The organism is Rhodoferax sp. ZS1R25 (assembly GCF_056521335.1).
Genome location: NZ_JBWMAZ010000002.1, coordinates 1,065,060 through 1,081,156, shown reverse-complemented (window position 1 = coordinate 1,081,156; position 16,097 = coordinate 1,065,060). Strand labels below are relative to the sequence as shown.

The 16,097-nt window shown below is 59.7% G+C and carries 18 protein-coding genes; all 18 read left to right on the top strand.

Annotated features, from left to right (window positions below):
* Window positions 1-13: 13 nt before the first annotated feature.
* The 18 genes from AC097R_RS15880 to era all read left to right on the top strand — a co-directional run bounded on the left by AC097R_RS15880 (window position 14) and on the right by era (window position 16,079).
* Window positions 14-562 carry a YceD family protein gene (locus AC097R_RS15880; protein WP_479599100.1) on the top strand — a complete coding sequence of 183 codons (549 nt, stop codon included), beginning with the start codon at window positions 14-16 and terminating at the stop codon, window positions 560-562.
* Window positions 563-672: 110 nt separating this feature from the next.
* Window positions 673-855 carry a 50S ribosomal protein L32 gene (gene rpmF / locus AC097R_RS15875; RefSeq protein ID WP_105259923.1) on the top strand — a complete coding sequence of 61 codons (183 nt, stop codon included), beginning with the start codon at window positions 673-675 and terminating at the stop codon, window positions 853-855.
* 113 nt (window positions 856-968) lie between these two features.
* The gene (plsX, locus tag AC097R_RS15870; RefSeq protein WP_479599099.1) at window positions 969-1,994 is read left to right on the top strand and encodes a phosphate acyltransferase PlsX; all 1,026 of its coding nucleotides are present in this window, start codon (window positions 969-971) and stop codon (window positions 1,992-1,994) included.
* Between the two features lie 27 nt (window positions 1,995-2,021).
* Window positions 2,022-2,999 (top strand): beta-ketoacyl-ACP synthase III, encoded by a 978-nt coding sequence (locus tag AC097R_RS15865; RefSeq protein WP_479599098.1) that lies wholly within the window; start codon window positions 2,022-2,024, stop codon window positions 2,997-2,999.
* 52 nt (window positions 3,000-3,051) lie between these two features.
* Window positions 3,052-4,002 (top strand): ACP S-malonyltransferase, encoded by a 951-nt coding sequence (fabD, locus tag AC097R_RS15860; protein ID WP_479599096.1) that lies wholly within the window; start codon window positions 3,052-3,054, stop codon window positions 4,000-4,002.
* A complete protein-coding gene (gene fabG / locus AC097R_RS15855) occupies window positions 3,999-4,745 on the top strand; it encodes a 3-oxoacyl-ACP reductase FabG (RefSeq protein WP_479599094.1) in 747 nt (248 codons plus the stop codon). The genes fabD and fabG overlap by 4 nt, the downstream gene beginning before the upstream one ends.
* 100 nt (window positions 4,746-4,845) lie before the next feature.
* Entirely contained in the window at window positions 4,846-5,085 is a 240-nt protein-coding gene (gene acpP / locus AC097R_RS15850) for an acyl carrier protein (RefSeq protein ID WP_094479684.1), read from the top strand.
* Window positions 5,086-5,185: 100 nt separating this feature from the next.
* Window positions 5,186-6,430 (top strand): beta-ketoacyl-ACP synthase II, encoded by a 1,245-nt coding sequence (gene fabF / locus AC097R_RS15845; RefSeq protein ID WP_479599092.1) that lies wholly within the window; start codon window positions 5,186-5,188, stop codon window positions 6,428-6,430.
* A 27-nt stretch (window positions 6,431-6,457) separates the two neighbouring features.
* Window positions 6,458-6,928 carry a hypothetical protein gene (locus tag AC097R_RS15840; protein ID WP_479599091.1) on the top strand — a complete coding sequence of 157 codons (471 nt, stop codon included), beginning with the start codon at window positions 6,458-6,460 and terminating at the stop codon, window positions 6,926-6,928.
* Complete coding sequence (rpoE, locus tag AC097R_RS15835) at window positions 6,925-7,545, top strand: RNA polymerase sigma factor RpoE (RefSeq protein WP_479599090.1); 621 nt, start codon at window positions 6,925-6,927, stop codon at window positions 7,543-7,545. The genes AC097R_RS15840 and rpoE overlap by 4 nt, the downstream gene beginning before the upstream one ends.
* Before the next feature lie 21 nt (window positions 7,546-7,566).
* Window positions 7,567-8,169, top strand: coding sequence for a sigma-E factor negative regulatory protein (locus AC097R_RS15830; protein ID WP_479599089.1), 603 nt, complete (start codon window positions 7,567-7,569; stop codon window positions 8,167-8,169).
* A 65-nt stretch (window positions 8,170-8,234) separates the two neighbouring features.
* Entirely contained in the window at window positions 8,235-9,164 is a 930-nt protein-coding gene (locus AC097R_RS15825) for a MucB/RseB C-terminal domain-containing protein (RefSeq protein WP_479599088.1), read from the top strand.
* 64 nt (window positions 9,165-9,228) lie between these two features.
* Window positions 9,229-10,698, top strand: a complete 1,470-nt coding sequence (locus AC097R_RS15820) for a DegQ family serine endoprotease (protein ID WP_479599087.1) — start codon at window positions 9,229-9,231, stop codon at window positions 10,696-10,698.
* Window positions 10,699-11,179: 481 nt separating this feature from the next.
* Window positions 11,180-12,991 (top strand): translation elongation factor 4, encoded by a 1,812-nt coding sequence (gene lepA, locus AC097R_RS15815; protein ID WP_479599086.1) that lies wholly within the window; start codon window positions 11,180-11,182, stop codon window positions 12,989-12,991.
* Window positions 12,991-13,956: a signal peptidase I gene (lepB, locus tag AC097R_RS15810; RefSeq protein ID WP_479599085.1), complete on the top strand. Its 966-nt coding sequence runs from the start codon at window positions 12,991-12,993 to the stop codon at window positions 13,954-13,956. The genes lepA and lepB overlap by 1 nt, the downstream gene beginning before the upstream one ends.
* Before the next feature lie 29 nt (window positions 13,957-13,985).
* Window positions 13,986-14,339, top strand: a complete 354-nt coding sequence (locus tag AC097R_RS15805) for a DUF4845 domain-containing protein (RefSeq protein WP_479599084.1) — start codon at window positions 13,986-13,988, stop codon at window positions 14,337-14,339.
* 1 nt (window position 14,340) lies between these two features.
* Complete coding sequence (gene rnc, locus AC097R_RS15800; RefSeq protein ID WP_479599083.1) at window positions 14,341-15,027, top strand: ribonuclease III; 687 nt, start codon at window positions 14,341-14,343, stop codon at window positions 15,025-15,027.
* A gap of 92 nt (window positions 15,028-15,119) precedes the next feature.
* Window positions 15,120-16,079, top strand: coding sequence for a GTPase Era (gene era / locus AC097R_RS15795; protein ID WP_479599561.1), 960 nt, complete (start codon window positions 15,120-15,122; stop codon window positions 16,077-16,079).
* The last annotated feature ends 18 nt before the right edge of the window (window positions 16,080-16,097 follow it).

Genomic DNA, 16,097 nt, shown 5'->3' with positions numbered 1-16,097 from the left:
TTACACTGCGCCCATGACTTATGAATATTCAGCCAACAGCCTGAACATCCTGACCTTCGCCAAGAGCGACGGCCAGCTGGTGGGCCAGGTGCCTTTGGCCCAAATGCTGCGCTTGCGCGAAGAAACCCAGGGTGCGGCAGATGCTGTCGCCGTGCAATTTGACGCCCATGGCGCTATCCGCTCCGATGCGGCCGGAGTGGACGAGCCCTGGGTGCACCTGACAGGCAAGACCACCCTGACCATGACCTGCCAGCGTTGCCTGACGCCGGTGGATGTGGATATCGCATTCACGCGCGACTTCCGCTTTGTGGCGACCGAGGCGCTGGCCGAGATCGAGGACGAGGAATCGGAAGAGGATGTGCTGGTACTGAGCCGCGAGTTCAATGTGTTGGACCTGGTGGAGGACGAGCTGCTCATGTCCATCCCGCCCGTGCCCATGCACGAGACCTGCCCTCTGCCGGTCAAGCTGGCCGTGGCGGATGCCGATTTTGTCGATGCGCCTGAGGAAAAACCGAACCCGTTTGCGGTATTGCAGCAGCTCAAGGACAAGGGCCCTGGCTAAGCGCCCCGCTTTGGGCTATAATCTGAGGCTTCGCGCGTAAATCCGTCGCGTTTTACTAACCCTAACCGTGTTGCCACAACCTGTGCAGCACTTTTGCTCAGGAGCCGACCATGGCAGTTCAACAAAACAAAAAGTCCCCTTCCAAGCGCGGTATGCACCGCTCGCACAACGCTTTGGTTGTGCCTGGTATTGCTGTGGAATCCACCACCGGTGAAACCCACCTGCGTCACCACATCAGCCCCACTGGTTTCTACCGTGGTCGCAAGGTGCTGAAGACCAAGTCCGAAGCCTGATTCGCCTGAATCTCTAAAAGCCCGAAGCTACAGTTCCTGTAGCGACGGGCTTTTGTCATTTATGGCCTCTATATTGAGATGTTTGACTTCGTTGTCGTTGGAATGATGAACGCATGATTACTGTCGCCGTCGATTGCATGGGAGGGGACCATGGTCCCCAAGTCACCTTGCCCGCCTGTACCCAGTTTCTGGAGCAGCATCCCGAGGCTGCACTGGTGTTGGTCGGTTTGCCCGAAGCGCTCAAAGGCTTCTCGCACCCCCGCGCCACGCTGGTCACGGTAACCGAAGTCGTCACCATGGACGATCCGCTGGAGGTGGCGCTGCGCAAGAAGAAAGATTCTTCCATGCGCGTGGCTATCCAGCAGGTCAAGGATGGCACTGCCCAGGCAGCCGTCTCGGCGGGCAATACCGGCGCACTCATGGCGATTTCGCGCTACATCCTCAAAACCATGGACGGCATCGAACGCCCGGCGATTGCGGGCCAGATCCCCAATGCCACGGGTGGTGCCACCACGGTGCTGGACCTGGGGGCCAATGTGGACTGCACGGCAGAACACCTGCTGCAATTCGCGGTGATGGGCTCGGCACTGGTGTCGGTGCTGACCAACCAGGAATCACCCTCGGTGGGCCTGCTCAATATTGGTGAAGAAGTCATCAAAGGCAACGAAGTCATCAAAAAAGCTGGTGAATTGCTGCGAAATGCAGCTAAATCTGGCGATTTGAACTTTGTGGGCAACGTCGAAGGCAACGATATTTTCAAGGGCACGGCCGACATCGTGGTGTGTGACGGTTTTGTCGGAAACGTGGCGCTCAAGACCAGCGAAGGCCTGGCGTCCATGATTGGCAACTTCCTGAAGGCCGAGTTTTCCAAAAATATCTTTACAAAAATGGCGGCTATTGCAGCCTATACGGTGCTAACGGCGCTTAAAAACCGCGTAGACCACCGCCGCTACAACGGTGCCGCACTGCTGGGCCTGCGTGGCCTGGTGTTCAAGAGCCATGGCTCGGCCGATGTGCTGGCGTTCAGCAACGCCTTGAACCGGGCGTATGATGCAGCCCGAAACAACTTGCTGGACCGCGTTCAGGTTCGCATTGCCCATGCAGCCCCCTTATTGGCTGCGTCTGACGCAACGCAATAGCCTGAACGGGTGCCCGCCATAACACCCATGAGACGATATTCGCGAATCACCGGCACCGGCAGCTATGTGCCTCCCCGCCGCCTGAGCAACGCCGACCTGGTGACCGAGCTGGCCGCCAAAGGCGTGGAAACCTCGGACGAGTGGATCGTGGAGCGCACCGGTATCCGCGCCCGCCACTTCGTAGCCGATGGTGTCTACAGCAGCGACCTGGGCCTGGAGGCCTGCAAGGGTGCGCTGCAGGCTGCGGGCCTGGAAGCCAAAGACATTGACCTGATCATTGTGGCCACGTCCACCCCTGACATGGTCTTCCCCTCGACCGCCTGTATCTTGCAGAACAAGCTGGGCGCCAACGGTGGCGCGGCGTTTGACGTGCAGGCCGTGTGCAGCGGCTTTGTCTACGCGCTGACCGTTGCCGACGCCATGATCCAGTCCGGCGCTGCCAACAAAGCGTTGGTGGTAGGGGCCGAAGTGTTCTCCCGCCTGCTGGACTTCAACGACCGCACCACCTGCGTGTTGTTTGGCGACGGCGCGGGCGCCGTGGTGCTGGAGGCCTCTGACACGCCCGGCATTCTGGCCAGCGACCTGCATGCCGATGGCAAGCACGTGGGCATCCTTTGCGTGCCCGGCCATGTGGCCAACGGGCACATTCTGGGCGACCCTCTATTAAAGATGGATGGCCAGGCCGTTTTCAAGTTGGCCGTGGGCGTTCTGGAAAGCGCCGCCCGCACCACGCTGGCCAAGGCCGGCAAGACCGAGGCTGATATTGACTGGCTGATTCCCCACCAGGCCAACATCCGCATCATGCAGAGCACCGCCAAAAAACTGAAACTTCCCATGGATAAAGTGGTGGTGACGGTGGACCAGCATGGCAACACCTCAGCGGCTTCGATCCCGCTGGCGCTGGACTTCGCGGTGCGGGCCGGCCAGGTCAAACCCGGCCAGACCCTGATGCTAGAAGGCGTGGGCGGCGGTTTCACCTGGGGCGCCGTGCTCCTGACTTTGTAGCTGCTCGCGCATATTCCATGCGGGCTTGAGCCCACTTTCATTGCCAATCTCTATGAAATCATTTGCATTTGTATTTCCCGGTCAAGGCTCTCAAGCCGTGGGCATGCTGGACGCCTGGGGCGACCACCCTGTAGTGGCCCAAACCCTGCGCGAAGCGTCGGACGCCTTGGGTGAAGACGTGGCCCAGCTGATCCACGAAGGCCCCAAAGAGGCGCTGGCGCTGACCACCAACACCCAACCCGTGATGCTGGTGGCCGGTGTGGCGGCGTACCGCGTTTGGATGGCCGAGACCGGCGTGGCTCCGCAAGCCGTGGCTGGCCACTCGCTGGGCGAGTACTCCGCGCTGGTCGCCGCTGGTTCGCTGACGCTGGCCCAAGCCGCACCGCTGGTGCGCCTGCGCGCCCAGGCCATGCAGGAAGCCGTGCCCGTAGGGGTAGGCGCCATGGCGGCCATCCTCGGTATGGATGCTACGAAAGTGATAGCTGGTTGCGCAGAAGCGACGGGGGCTTTCGGCCCCAACAGCACCGAAGTGGTGGAAGCCGTGAACTTCAACGACGCCGCCCAAACCGTGATTGCTGGCAGCAAGGCAGCCGTGGACAAGGCCTGTGAGCTGCTCAAGGCAGCCGGTGCCAAGCGCGCGCTGATATTGCCCGTGTCGGCCCCGTTCCACTCCAGCTTGATGAAGCCCGCGGCCGAAAAGCTCAAGGAGCGCCTGGAAAGCATCGAGATCGCCGCGCCCCAGATCGTGCTGATCAACAATATTGATGTGGCGGTGGAAGTGGATGCGGACCGTATCCGCGACGCCCTGTACCGCCAGGCCTTTGGCCCGGTGCGCTGGGTGGAGTGCGTGCAAGCCATCAAGGCCCGCGGCCTGACCACCTTGGTAGAGTGCGGTCCCGGCAAGGTGCTGGCCGGCATGGTCAAGCGCATCGACGCGGAAATGATCGGCGCAGCGCTGTTCGACCCCGCCAGCCTGGAAGACGTCAAGGGAGTATTGGCATGAGCGAAGTGAAATTTGAAGGCCAGGTGGCCCTGGTGACCGGCGCCTCGCGCGGCATTGGCGCCGCCATTGCGCTGGAATTGGCCCGCAAGGGTGTCAAAGTGATGGGCACGGCTACGTCTGACGCAGGCGCGGCCAAGATCCGCGAAGCCTTGTCCGCCTTCCCCGGTTGCGATGGTCGCACGCTGGACGTGACGGATGGCGCTGCCGGTGATGCACTGGTAGATGCCATTGTGAAAGAGCAGGGCGGCCTGCACGTGCTGGTCAACAACGCCGGCATCACGCGCGACATCCTGGCCATGCGCATGAAGGATGATGACTGGGACGCCGTGCTGGACACCAACCTCAAGGGCGTGTTCCGCATGAGCCGCTCGGTACTGCGCACCATGATGAAACAACGCTACGGCCGCATCGTCAGTATTACCTCGGTGGTGGGCGCGTCCGGCAACCCCGGTCAGGCCAACTATGCGGCAGCCAAGGCTGGCGTGGCGGGCATGACCCGTGCGCTGGCCCGCGAGCTGGGTTCGCGCAACATCACGGTGAACTGCGTGGCCCCGGGTTTCATTGAAACCGACATGACTGCCGCCCTGGGCGAAGACCAGCAAAAAGCCCTGTTGGGCCAGATTCCCCTGGGCCATCTGGGTAAACCCATCGACATTGCGCACGCTGTGGCCTACTTGGCGTCCCCCCAGGCCAGCTATGTGACGGGGCAGGAATTGCACGTCAATGGCGGCATGTACATGTAAGTGATTCAACCTCGCCGATGTCTGAGCGGCGGCCCGGTTAGAGACAAGTCTCTAGGGCGGGTAAAATCTCGGATTCTTTTACAACCCTTAGAGGGAACCCATGAGCGATATCGAAGTCCGTGTCAAAAAAATCATTGCCGAACAACTCGGCGTTGAAGAGTCTCAAGTCACCAACGAAAAAGCCTTCGTGGCCGATCTGGGTGCCGACTCCCTGGACACCGTGGAACTGGTGATGGCTTTGGAAGACGAATTCGGGATCGAGATCCCCGACGAAGACGCGGAAAAAATCACGACCGTGCAAAACGCGATCGATTACGCGACGTCCCACAAAAAGGCCTAATCGGCTTTGGCAGCACCCCCGGGGTGCTGCCGCATTCCGCATGCTTTCCATGCCGCTGCTGGCGGCGTTTCATTGACGAACTGCTGAATTTCAGATTTCTATGTCCCGTCGCCGCGTTGTTGTTACAGGTTTAGGTTGCATCAGCCCCGTGGGAAACACGGTGGCCGAAGCGTGGTCGAATGTGCTGGCTGGCAAGTCGGGCATTGCCACGATTACCAAATTCGATCCTGAAGCGTTTGCCTGCAAGATCGCCGGTGAGGTGCGGAACTTCGATCTGGAGTCCTACATCAGCACCAAAGAAGCCCGCACCATGGATACCTTCATCCATTACGGCATTGCCGCCGCGGTGCAGGCCGTGAACGACAGCGGCTTGAAGACCGGTGACGCGCTGGGTGAGGAAGAAGCCACCCGCATCGGCTGTGTGATTGGTTCCGGCATTGGCGGTTTGCCGATGATCGAGAACACCCACACCGAGTACACCAACCGCGGCCCACGCCGCATTTCCCCATTTTTCGTACCGGCCTCCATCATCAACATGACGGCCGGTCACGTCTCCATGCGTTTTGGCTTCAAGGGCCCAAACATCGCCATCGTGACCGCTTGCACCACCGGCCTGCACTGCATTGGTGAAGCGGGCCGCATGATCGAGTACGGTGACGCCGACGTGATGATTGCCGGTGGCTCCGAAGCCACGGTGTCGCCACTGGGCATTGGCGGTTTTGCTGCCATGCGCGCACTCTCCACCCGCAACGATGACCCCGCGACGGCCTCGCGCCCCTGGGACAAGGACCGCGATGGCTTTGTGCTGGGCGAGGGCGGTGGCGTGATGGTGCTCGAAGAGTATGAACACGCCAAGGCCCGTGGCGCCAAGATTTACGCCGAGTTGGCAGGCTTTGGCATGAGCGCCGACGCCGGCCACATGACTGCCCCCAACATGGACGGCCCACGCCGTGCCATGCTGAGCGCCATGCGCAACGCTGGTGTGAACCCGGACCAGGTGAATTACCTGAACGCGCACGGCACCTCCACGCCGCTGGGCGATATCAACGAATCCAACGCCATCAAGGCGGCGCTGGGGGACCATGCCAAGAAGACGGTGGTTAACTCCACCAAGTCCATGACGGGTCACCTCTTGGGTGGTGCAGGTGGTCTGGAGTCAGTGTTCACGGTGCTGGCTGTGCACCACCAGAAGAGCCCCCCCACCATCAACATCTTCAACCAGGACCCCGAGTGCGACCTGGACTACTGCGCCAATACCGCGCGGGACCTGAAGATCGATGTGGCCGTGAAGAACAACTTCGGCTTTGGTGGAACCAACGGCACGTTGGTGTTCAAGCGCGTCTAACTTCCTGTTGCACGTTCCAAACGGACTATGCACCGACCACCTGCGGTCAGTTACAGCGTAGTCCGCTCTCACTGGCACGCTCGCACACTGGGCGTGTTGTGGGGCTTGGGCGCTGTCTTGGTTCAGGTGGCGCTGTGGCGCTACGACTACTCTGGCACTGCCGTCCTCACCATGGAGCTTTCCTGCCTGGCCGCAGGCCTCTGGGCTGTCTGGGCCTGGCGTACTGCGCCGCAAGGGCTGTTGCGGTGGGATGGTGACTGCTGGCATTGGTCCGGATACGCTGAGGTGCCTGCGCGCCAGGTGACGGGTCATTTTGATTTTCAGGCTGTGGTGCTGGTCTCTGTGCAAGGCCCTGGACCGGCTCGCGTCTGGCTGTGGCTGGAGAGTGCTTCGGTCACGCATGCGCGTTGGCTGGCGCTGCGCCGTGCTTTGGTGGCTGGCCACACGCCGCCACCCCAGGCTGGTCCATCGGCACTGCCCTACGAGCAGCTGCCGTGAGCGATCCACTGTTGTCCTCCAATGATTCTGACTTGGCCCTGGTAGAACGGACCGTGGCAGGGGACCAGCGTGCCTATGGCCTGCTGGTCCTCAAGTACCAGCGCCGCATCCAGCGTCTGATTGGGCGCATGGTGCGCGATGTGGACCTGGTGGAAGACATTGCCCAGGAGACCTTTGTGCGAGCTTACCGGGCTCTGCACCAGTTCCGTGGCGATGCCCAGTTCTACACCTGGCTGTACCGCATTGCGGTGAATACGGCCAAAAAGTTCTTGCTGGAGCTCAAACGCGACCCCACGGTGACCGAGAGTTTTTTGGCCAATGACGATGAAGATGAAACTTCCCGGCCCAAACACGAACCAACCACCGACGAAACCCCGGAATCCGTGCTGGCGGCCAAGGAAATTGCTTCGGTGGTGAATGCCGCCATGGACGATTTGCCCGAGGAGCTGAAGCAGGCAGTCACGCTGCGGGAAATTGAAGGTCTGAGTTACGAGGAAATTGCCATGGCCATGGATTGCCCCATTGGAACGGTCCGCTCCCGCATCTTCCGGGCGCGCGAGGCCATTTCTGCCAAAGTGCGGCCCTTGCTGGAAAAACAGACCGGGAAACGTTGGTAGGCCGACGCCAGGAACACGACGATGAACACGCCCCACACCCCTTTGAACGAGCGCATCTCCGCCTTGGCGGATGGTGCCGTGCCATTTGACCAGTTGCCAGAGTTGTTGGCAGAACTGCATGCGTCGGAAGAAGGACGCCAAGCCTGGCACTTGTACCACTTGACTGGCGATGTGCTGCGCAGCGATGCCCTGGCTCCCAGTGTGTCGGAATTGGCGTTTTGGGACCGTTTGCAGTTGCGGCTGGATGTTGAGCCTGTCCGCCCCGCGCAAGCCGTAGTTCAACCCGACGTGGTCGTGTCATCAGCCGGTGCTGCGAACCAGCGCTGGGCATGGGTGGCCGGATTGGCGGGCGTGGCCATGCTCAGTGTGCTGTCGCTCGCCGTCTGGCGTCAGGCAGAGCCCACCGATGCGCCGCAGTTGGCCTTGGTGCCTGCTGCTAGCCCAGCCTCGCCTGCCGAAGTTGCACCGTCCGTGGTCCTGGCGCAGGATGCTCCCGCTGTGATGTTGCGTGACCCGCAACTGGATGCGCTGATGGCGGCGCACCAGCAAATGGGCGGGCATTCGGCTTGGCAGATGCCGTCGGGTTTTTTGCGCAACGCGACCTTTGAGAGACCGGCACGATGAAGCCATGGCGGCATCTTTTGTGGGGTAGTTGGCTGGCGTTGGCCCTGTGCGGTCTACCGTGGATCGTGCACGCAGAAGACGCGCCCGTGAATGCCTGGTTGATGCGCTTGCATGAAGCGTCACGCCACCGCACCTACACCGGTACCTTTGTGGTGTCGGCAGGCGGGCAGATGGCCAGTGCACGCATCTGGCACGTGTGCGATGGTGCGCAGCAGATGGAGCGTGTCGAATCACTGAGCGGAACGCCACGCAGCACCTTCCGCCGCAATGACCAGGTGCTGACATTTTTCCCCGAGGCCCGCGTGGCGGTCGCTGAAACGCGGGAGTCGCTGGGGCTGTTTCCCAACCTGCTCAAGTCGCAGGATTCGACCATTGAAGAGTTTTACCAGCTGAAGCAGCTGGGTGCTGAGCGCGTGGCCGGGTTGGACGCGGACGTCGTGCAGCTGCAGCCCAAAGACAACCTGCGCTACGGCTACCGCGTCTGGAGCGAGAAGCGCTCTGGCCTGGTGGTGCAGCTGCAGACGCTGGACCCGGACGGCAAGGTGCTGGAGCAATCCGCCTTTTCCGAACTGCAGATGGACGTACCCGTGAGCATGGGCAAGCTGGCGCAGATGATGTCCCACACCGAGGGCTACCGGGTAGAGCACCGTGATCTGCAAAAAACTACGGCCAAGGCCCAGGGCTGGGACATGCCCAAGGGCGTGCCCGGGTTCAAACCCATGGGCTGCTATACGCGTCCCGTAGCTTTGTTGGCCGGAGCCTCGGGCCGCGCGGACCAAACCATGCAATGGATGTTTTCGGACGGGTTGGCCACGGTCTCGCTGTTTGTAGAGGCGTTTGATCCGCGCCGCCATACCCGTGAGGGGGCGACCGAGTTGGGTGGTGCTACGCGCACCGTTACTCGCCATTTGGGCGCCTGGTGGATCACCGCAGTGGGCGAGGTACCTGCTGCAACCCTGAGCGCATTTGCGCTGGGGCTGGAACGCAAAAAGTAGGTCAGCGCCCTGTGGAGTCGGGGCGTTGCGTGGTTTTCTTGTGACTTTGACGGAAAGACAAACGATGAGAACTTTGAATATGCAATCGGTACGGGTGTTGGGCATGGCTGCCATGCTGGCCGCTGCCGGTGTGGTCAGCTTGGCCCCCGTGACGCCCGCGCATGCGCAGGCGCGGGCGCTGCCCGATTTCACCGATTTGGTGGACCAGGTAGGTCCCTCGGTGGTCAATATCCGCACGCTGGAGAAAGTGGTCGCACGTTCCCAACAGGGTGCGCCCGGCGAAGAAGAGATGCTGGAGTTCTTCAAGCGTTTCGGCTTGCCGATTCCGAATATCCCGCGCCAGGCACCGCGCCAAAGCCGCCCCCAACCCGACGAGGAGCAGCCCCGTGGCGTGGGGTCTGGTTTTATCCTGACGTCGGATGGCGTGATCATGACCAACGCCCATGTGGTGGAAGGCGCCGATGAAGTGCTGGTCACGTTGACCGACAAGCGCGAGTTCAAAGCCCGCATCATTGGCTCGGACAAGCGCACCGATGTGGCCGTCGTGAAGATCGATGCCTCGGGCCTGCCTGCCGTCAAGGTGGGCGATGTCAGCCGCTTGCGCGTGGGTGAGTGGGTGATGGCCATTGGGTCACCGTTTGGTCTGGAGAACACCGTGACCGCCGGCATCGTGAGTGCCAAGCAACGCGACACGGGTGACTACCTGCCGTTCATCCAGACCGACGTGGCGATCAACCCCGGAAACTCCGGTGGGCCTCTGATCAATATGCGCGGCGAGGTGGTGGGCATCAACAGCCAGATTTATTCCCGTTCGGGTGGCTTCATGGGTATTTCCTTTTCCATCCCCATGGACGAAGCGGTGCGCGTGAGCGACCAGCTGCGCAACGCGGGCCGTGTGACACGCGGACGTATTGGCGTGCAGATTGACCAGGTCAGCAAAGAGGTCGCCGAATCCATTGGCTTGGGCAAACCCGTGGGTGCTTTGGTGCGTGCGGTGGAGGTGGGCTCGCCCGCCGAGAAGGCTGGTGTGGAGGCCGGCGACATCATTACCAAATTCGATGGCAAGGTGATCGAGAAATCCAGTGATCTGCCACGGTTGGTTGGCAGCACCAAGCCCGGTACCAAGAGTGTCGTCACGGTGTTTCGCCGGGGCAACAGCAAGGACCTGAGCGTGGTGATTGCGGAGATCGAACCTGATACGGCAGTGGCCAGCAAAACCCCAGGTCGTGCCGAGACCAAACCCAAAGCCTCTACCGCAGCGCAGGTGTACGGACTGGCGGTCAGTGAATTGACCGACGCGCAAAAGAAAGAAGCTGGCGTTAAGGGCGGTGTGCGGGTGGAGGCTGCTGTGGAAGCCGCTGGTCGCGCGGGCCTGCGCGAAGGCGATGTCATCACCCAGCTGGCGAATACCGAAGTGGCATCGGTCAAAGAGTTCGATGCCGTGGTGGCCAAGCTGGACAAGAGCAAGCCAGTGAATGTGCTCTTCCGTCGTGGGGAGTGGACGCAGTACGCGGTGATTCGCCCCGGCAAGTGAATAGATGGGCAACAACCCTAAACCAGAGCAGGGTTTGGGGTTGTTAAGGCAGGGTAGAAAAATATTTATCGACCACCCTCTCGCCCGGACTCAAAAGTGTGCGGGCGCTAACTTAAAGAGGTCGTTGAAAGCCTTGGTTAGAATATAGGGGTCTTAAGGAAGATTGTGGGTATATGGATGGGCTCAAAGTCCATCATGTGGGATGTCTAAAAACGCCCCACAGCTGATCCACAACTCACCCACACCTTGTTCATCTGTTTGTTTGATATTTTGTGGATAAGATGTGTATAAGATAATTGTTGCGATGTCGCAACGACCCCTGAACCGGGTTTTTTGGACTGTGCTCTCTGGACTTTTTGCCTACAATGGGCTTCCAACCTTCGCAGTTGCCAAAGATTGTTGGTTCAGGGCGCGTCGTTTTACGATGCGCCCTTTTTTCTTGCCTGTTCGTTTTAATTCAATCACTTGAAGCACGTCGTTGATGAATCACATCAGAAATTTTTCGATCATTGCCCACATTGACCATGGCAAGTCCACGTTGGCAGACCGCTTGATCCAGCGTTGTGGTGGGCTTGAGGCCCGCGATATGGAGGCACAGGTTCTGGACTCGATGGACATCGAGAAAGAGCGTGGGATAACCATCAAGGCACAGACTGCTGCGCTCAAATACAAGGCGCTCGATGGCAAGGTCTACAACCTCAATTTGATCGACACACCTGGGCATGTGGACTTCTCGTATGAAGTGAGTCGTTCGCTCTCCGCGTGCGAGGGCGCGCTGTTGGTGGTGGATGCGAGTCAGGGTGTGGAAGCGCAGACGGTGGCCAACTGCTACACCGCACTCGACCTCAATGTGGAAGTGCTCCCTGTACTCAACAAGATTGACTTGCCGAATGCAGACCCCGACAACGCGCGCAGCGAAATCGAGGATGTGATTGGCATCGATGCGACCGACGCGATTGTCTGTTCCGCCAAAACTGGCTTGGGCATCGACGACATTCTGGAAGCCATCGTCGCCAAGATCCCCGCGCCCAAGGGCAACCCCGATGGCCCGTTGCGCGCCATGATCATCGACAGCTGGTTCGACAGCTACGTGGGCGTGGTGATGCTGGTGCGTGTGGTCGATGGCCGCTTGGCCAAAGGCGAGCGCATCAAGATGATGGCGTCCGGTGCCATGTACAACGCCGACAACCTGGGTGTGTTCACCCCTGCCAACGAGCCGCGCCAATCTCTGGAAGCCGGCGAAGTGGGTTACATCATCGCGGGCATCAAGGAATTGCAGGCCGCCAAAGTGGGCGACACCGTGACCTTGATCAAGCCAGGCACCGGTGGTGCGGCTTTGACCGCCACGGAAGCCTTGCCTGGCTTCAAGGAAATTCAGCCTCAGGTGTTTGCGGGGCTGTACCCGACCGAAGCCAGCGAATACGACTCGCTGCGCGACGCACTGGAAAAGCTCAAGCTCAACGACGCATCCCTGCACTACGAGCCCGAAGTTTCGCAAGCGCTGGGCTTTGGCTTCCGTTGCGGCTTCCTCGGCCTGCTGCACATGGAAATTGTGCAGGAGCGTCTGGAGCGCGAGTTCGACCAAGACCTGATCACGACAGCGCCCAGCGTGGTCTACGAGGTGATGAAGAACGACGGCGAAGTCATCATGGTGGAGAACCCCTCCAAGATGCCCGAAGTCGGCAAGACCGCCGAGATCCGCGAGCCCATCGTCACCATGCACCTCTACATGCCGCAGGAGTATGTGGGCGTGGTCATGACGCTGGCCAACCAGAAGCGTGGCGTGCAAATGAACATGGCCTACAAGGGCCGCCAAGTGGTGCTGACGTACGAGATGCCGTTGGCCGAAATCGTGCTCGACTTCTTTGACAAGCTCAAAAGTGTGAGCCGTGGCTATGCCTCGATGGACTACGACTTCAAGGAATACCGCGCGGCTGATGTCGTGAAGGTAGATATTTTGCTGAACGCGGAGAAGGTGGACGCGCTGTCCATCATGCTGCACCGCAGCCAAAGCCAGTACCGTGGCCGGGCCGTGGTGGGCAAGATGCGCGAGATCATTTCACGCCAGATGTACGACGTGGCGATCCAGGCCGCCATTGGGGCCAACATCATTGCGCGTGAGACAATCAAAGCGCTGCGCAAGAACGTTTTGGCCAAGTGCTATGGCGGTGATATTTCGCGCAAACGCAAGCTCCTTGAGAAACAAAAAGCAGGTAAAAAGCGCATGAAACAAATCGGCTCTGTGGAGGTTCCACAAGAAGCATTCTTGGCCATTTTGCAGGTGGAAGACTGATGCAAGCTTTGACATCCGCCGTTCTTGCGGCCTTTGGCGTGTACGCCGCATCCTGGTATTTTGGGCTGGTTGAAGGTAACTTCGCGCTGCTGTTGTTCCTGGCAACGCTAGTGACCGGTATCTATTGGGTGGCCGAGCGCTTCTACTTTTTGCCCCAGCGCCAACAGACCGTGGCGGCCCTGGAGGCCAATGACATCCAGCGCCGTGCGGAGCTGAGCAAGATGGGCATCAGCCAGGTTGACGGCGACATTACCGAGGCCAAGGTGCGTTTGCTCATGCAACCCTGGTGGCTGGACTGGACCGCGGGCTTGTTCCCCGTGATCATCGTGGTGTTCCTGCTGCGTTCGTTCCTGTTCGAGCCGTTCAAAATTCCCTCGGGTTCCATGATTCCGACTTTGCTTGTCGGCGACCTGATATTGGTCAACAAATTCACCTACGGCCTGCGCCTACCGGTGCTCAATACCAAGATCACCGAAGGCACCCCGCCCCAGCGCGGTGACGTGATGGTGTTTCGCTACCCTCCCAAACCCAGCTTGGACTACATCAAGCGGGTGGTGGGCGTACCCGGAGACACCGTCGCGTATCTGAACAAGCGCCTGACCATCAATGGCAAGGCCCTGGAAACCAATGCGCTGCCGGACTTCTTTGACGAAGATGTCATGCGTTATTTCAAACAGTTTGAAGAAACCTTGGGTGACAAAAAGCACCGGCTGCTGAACGATGCCGATCGCCCAGCCTTTGTGCCAGGTGCCGACAAGTTTGAAGGGTTTGAGGCTTGCAGCTACACCGTGGAAGGCGTGACCTGCAAAGTGCCAGCAGGCCACTACTTCATGATGGGCGACAATCGCGATAATTCGCTGGATTCGCGCTACTGGGGCTTTGTGCCAGAGAAAAACATCGTGGGCAAGGCGTTCTTTGTCTGGATGAACTTTGGCAACCTCAAGCGCATCGGTGGATTCAATTGAAACTCCGTGCAAGTGATAAGGGAACAATGATGACATTTCAGCGCAAATCCAAGCAACGCGGCATCTCCTTCTTCGGACTGATTTTTGTGGGCGGTGTACTTGCCATGGCTGGCGTGATTGCAGCGCAGGTGTTTCCCACCGTGGTCGAGTTGATGGCCGTTCAGAAAGCGGTGCAACGCGCGGCTACGGGTCAGTCGGTGGCCGAAATTCGCAGCATCTTTGACAAGGCGACAGAAATCGACGCGATTTCGTCCATCAAGGGCAAAGACTTGGAAGTCACCAAAGAAGGTGACAAAGTGGTGGTGGCCTTTGCCTATGAGCGTGAAATCCATCTGGCGGGTCCGGCGTTTCTCACGCTGAAGTACGCCGGCCGCTCCAAATAACGTGGGTGATGCTTTGGCAGCGTTGCAGCTTCGGTTGCAACACCAGTTCTCCAATCCCGCCCTGCTAGCCAGGGCACTGACCCACCGCAGCTTTTCAAGCGACCATTACGAGCGCCTCGAATTTTTGGGCGACTCGGTGCTGGGTCTGGCGATTTCCGATTTGCTGTATTCCCGCCTGGGTGCTTTGCCCGAGGGCGATTTGTCGCGCGTACGTGCCAACTTGGTCAAGCAGGAGACCCTGCACCAATTGGCACTCGGTCTGGGCTTGCCCGATGTACTGAAGTTGGGCGAGGGTGAGATGCGCTCTGGCGGGCAAAAGCGTGCGTCCATCCTGGCCGATGCGCTGGAAGCCATCATCGGTGCGGTCTATCTGGACGCGGGCTTTACGCCTGCACAGGCCTTGGTACACCGCTTGTTTGAAGCGGTGGAGATCAACCCGCAGATGGACGCTATCGGTAAGGACCCTAAAACCGAGTTGCAGGAGTGGCTGCAGGGTCGCAAAATGAAACTGCCACTCTACAAGGTGGTGGGCACCATCGGTGCCGCCCACAAACAGAGCTTTGACGTGGAGTGTGAAATTGCCGAGCTGCGTCTGGCCGAACGGGGCATTGGTGGTTCGCGCCGTGCCGGTGAACAGGCCGCAGCGGCTGCCATGCTGCAAACCATCAAGTCAAAGGTAAAACCATGAATGCTCCTAAAAAAATAGCTGCTGGCGCAGAATCCACGGGGGCTAGCGGTCCAAAAGACGCTAAGCCTGAGGTCCAGGAAGACCTGGATGCCATGCTGCAAGGCCTGCTGAAGAGCACGCCCAAGCTGGCCCTCCCTGGTGCCGACGGCGCAGGCCAGCGCTGTGGCCTGGTGGCCATCGTGGGCAAGCCCAACGTGGGCAAGTCCACGCTGCTGAACGCCCTGGTGGGTCAAAAGATCAGCATTACATCCCGCAAGGCGCAGACCACACGCCACCGGATCACTGGCATGCACACGCTGGCCAACACCCAATTTGTGTTTGTGGATACGCCGGGTTTTCAGACCCTGCATGCCAATGCGCTCAACAAGTCATTGAACAAAGCCGTGCAAGGTGCAGTGGCAGATGTCGATTTGATTTTGTTTGTGGTGGAGGCTGGCAGCTTTACCCCCGCAGACGCGCGCGTATTGACGTTGCTGGGCAAGGACATTCCCACATTGCTGATCGCCAACAAGCTCGACAACATTCACCGCCGTGGCGACATCGCGCCCTGGCTGCAAACCATGACCGACAAACACCAGTTTGCCGAGTTTGTGCCTATGTCGGCGAAGAACGCCAAAGACATTCCACGCTTGCTCACTATCTGTGAGAAGTACCTGCCTGAGCAGGCCTGGTGGTATGCCGAAGACGAGCTGACCGACCGCAGCGAAAAATTTCTGGCCAGCGAGCTGGTGCGCGAAAAACTGTTCCGCCTCACCGGTGATGAACTGCCGTACACCTCCACCGTCATCATCGATAAGTTTGAAGAAGAGCCACCGCAGAAAAAAGGCCAGAAGCGCCTGCTGCGCATTGCTGCCACCATCGTGGTGGAACGCGACACGCATAAAGCCATGGTGATCGGCGACAAGGGCGAGCGCATCAAGCGCATCGGCATGGAAACCCGCGTGGAACTGGAAAAACTGGCCAATGCCAAAGTCTTCCTGGAGATGTGGGTGAAAGTGCGCTCGGGCTGGGCTGATGATGAAGCGCGCGTGCGCAGCTTCGGGTATGAATGAGCATACCCCCCGGCTTGC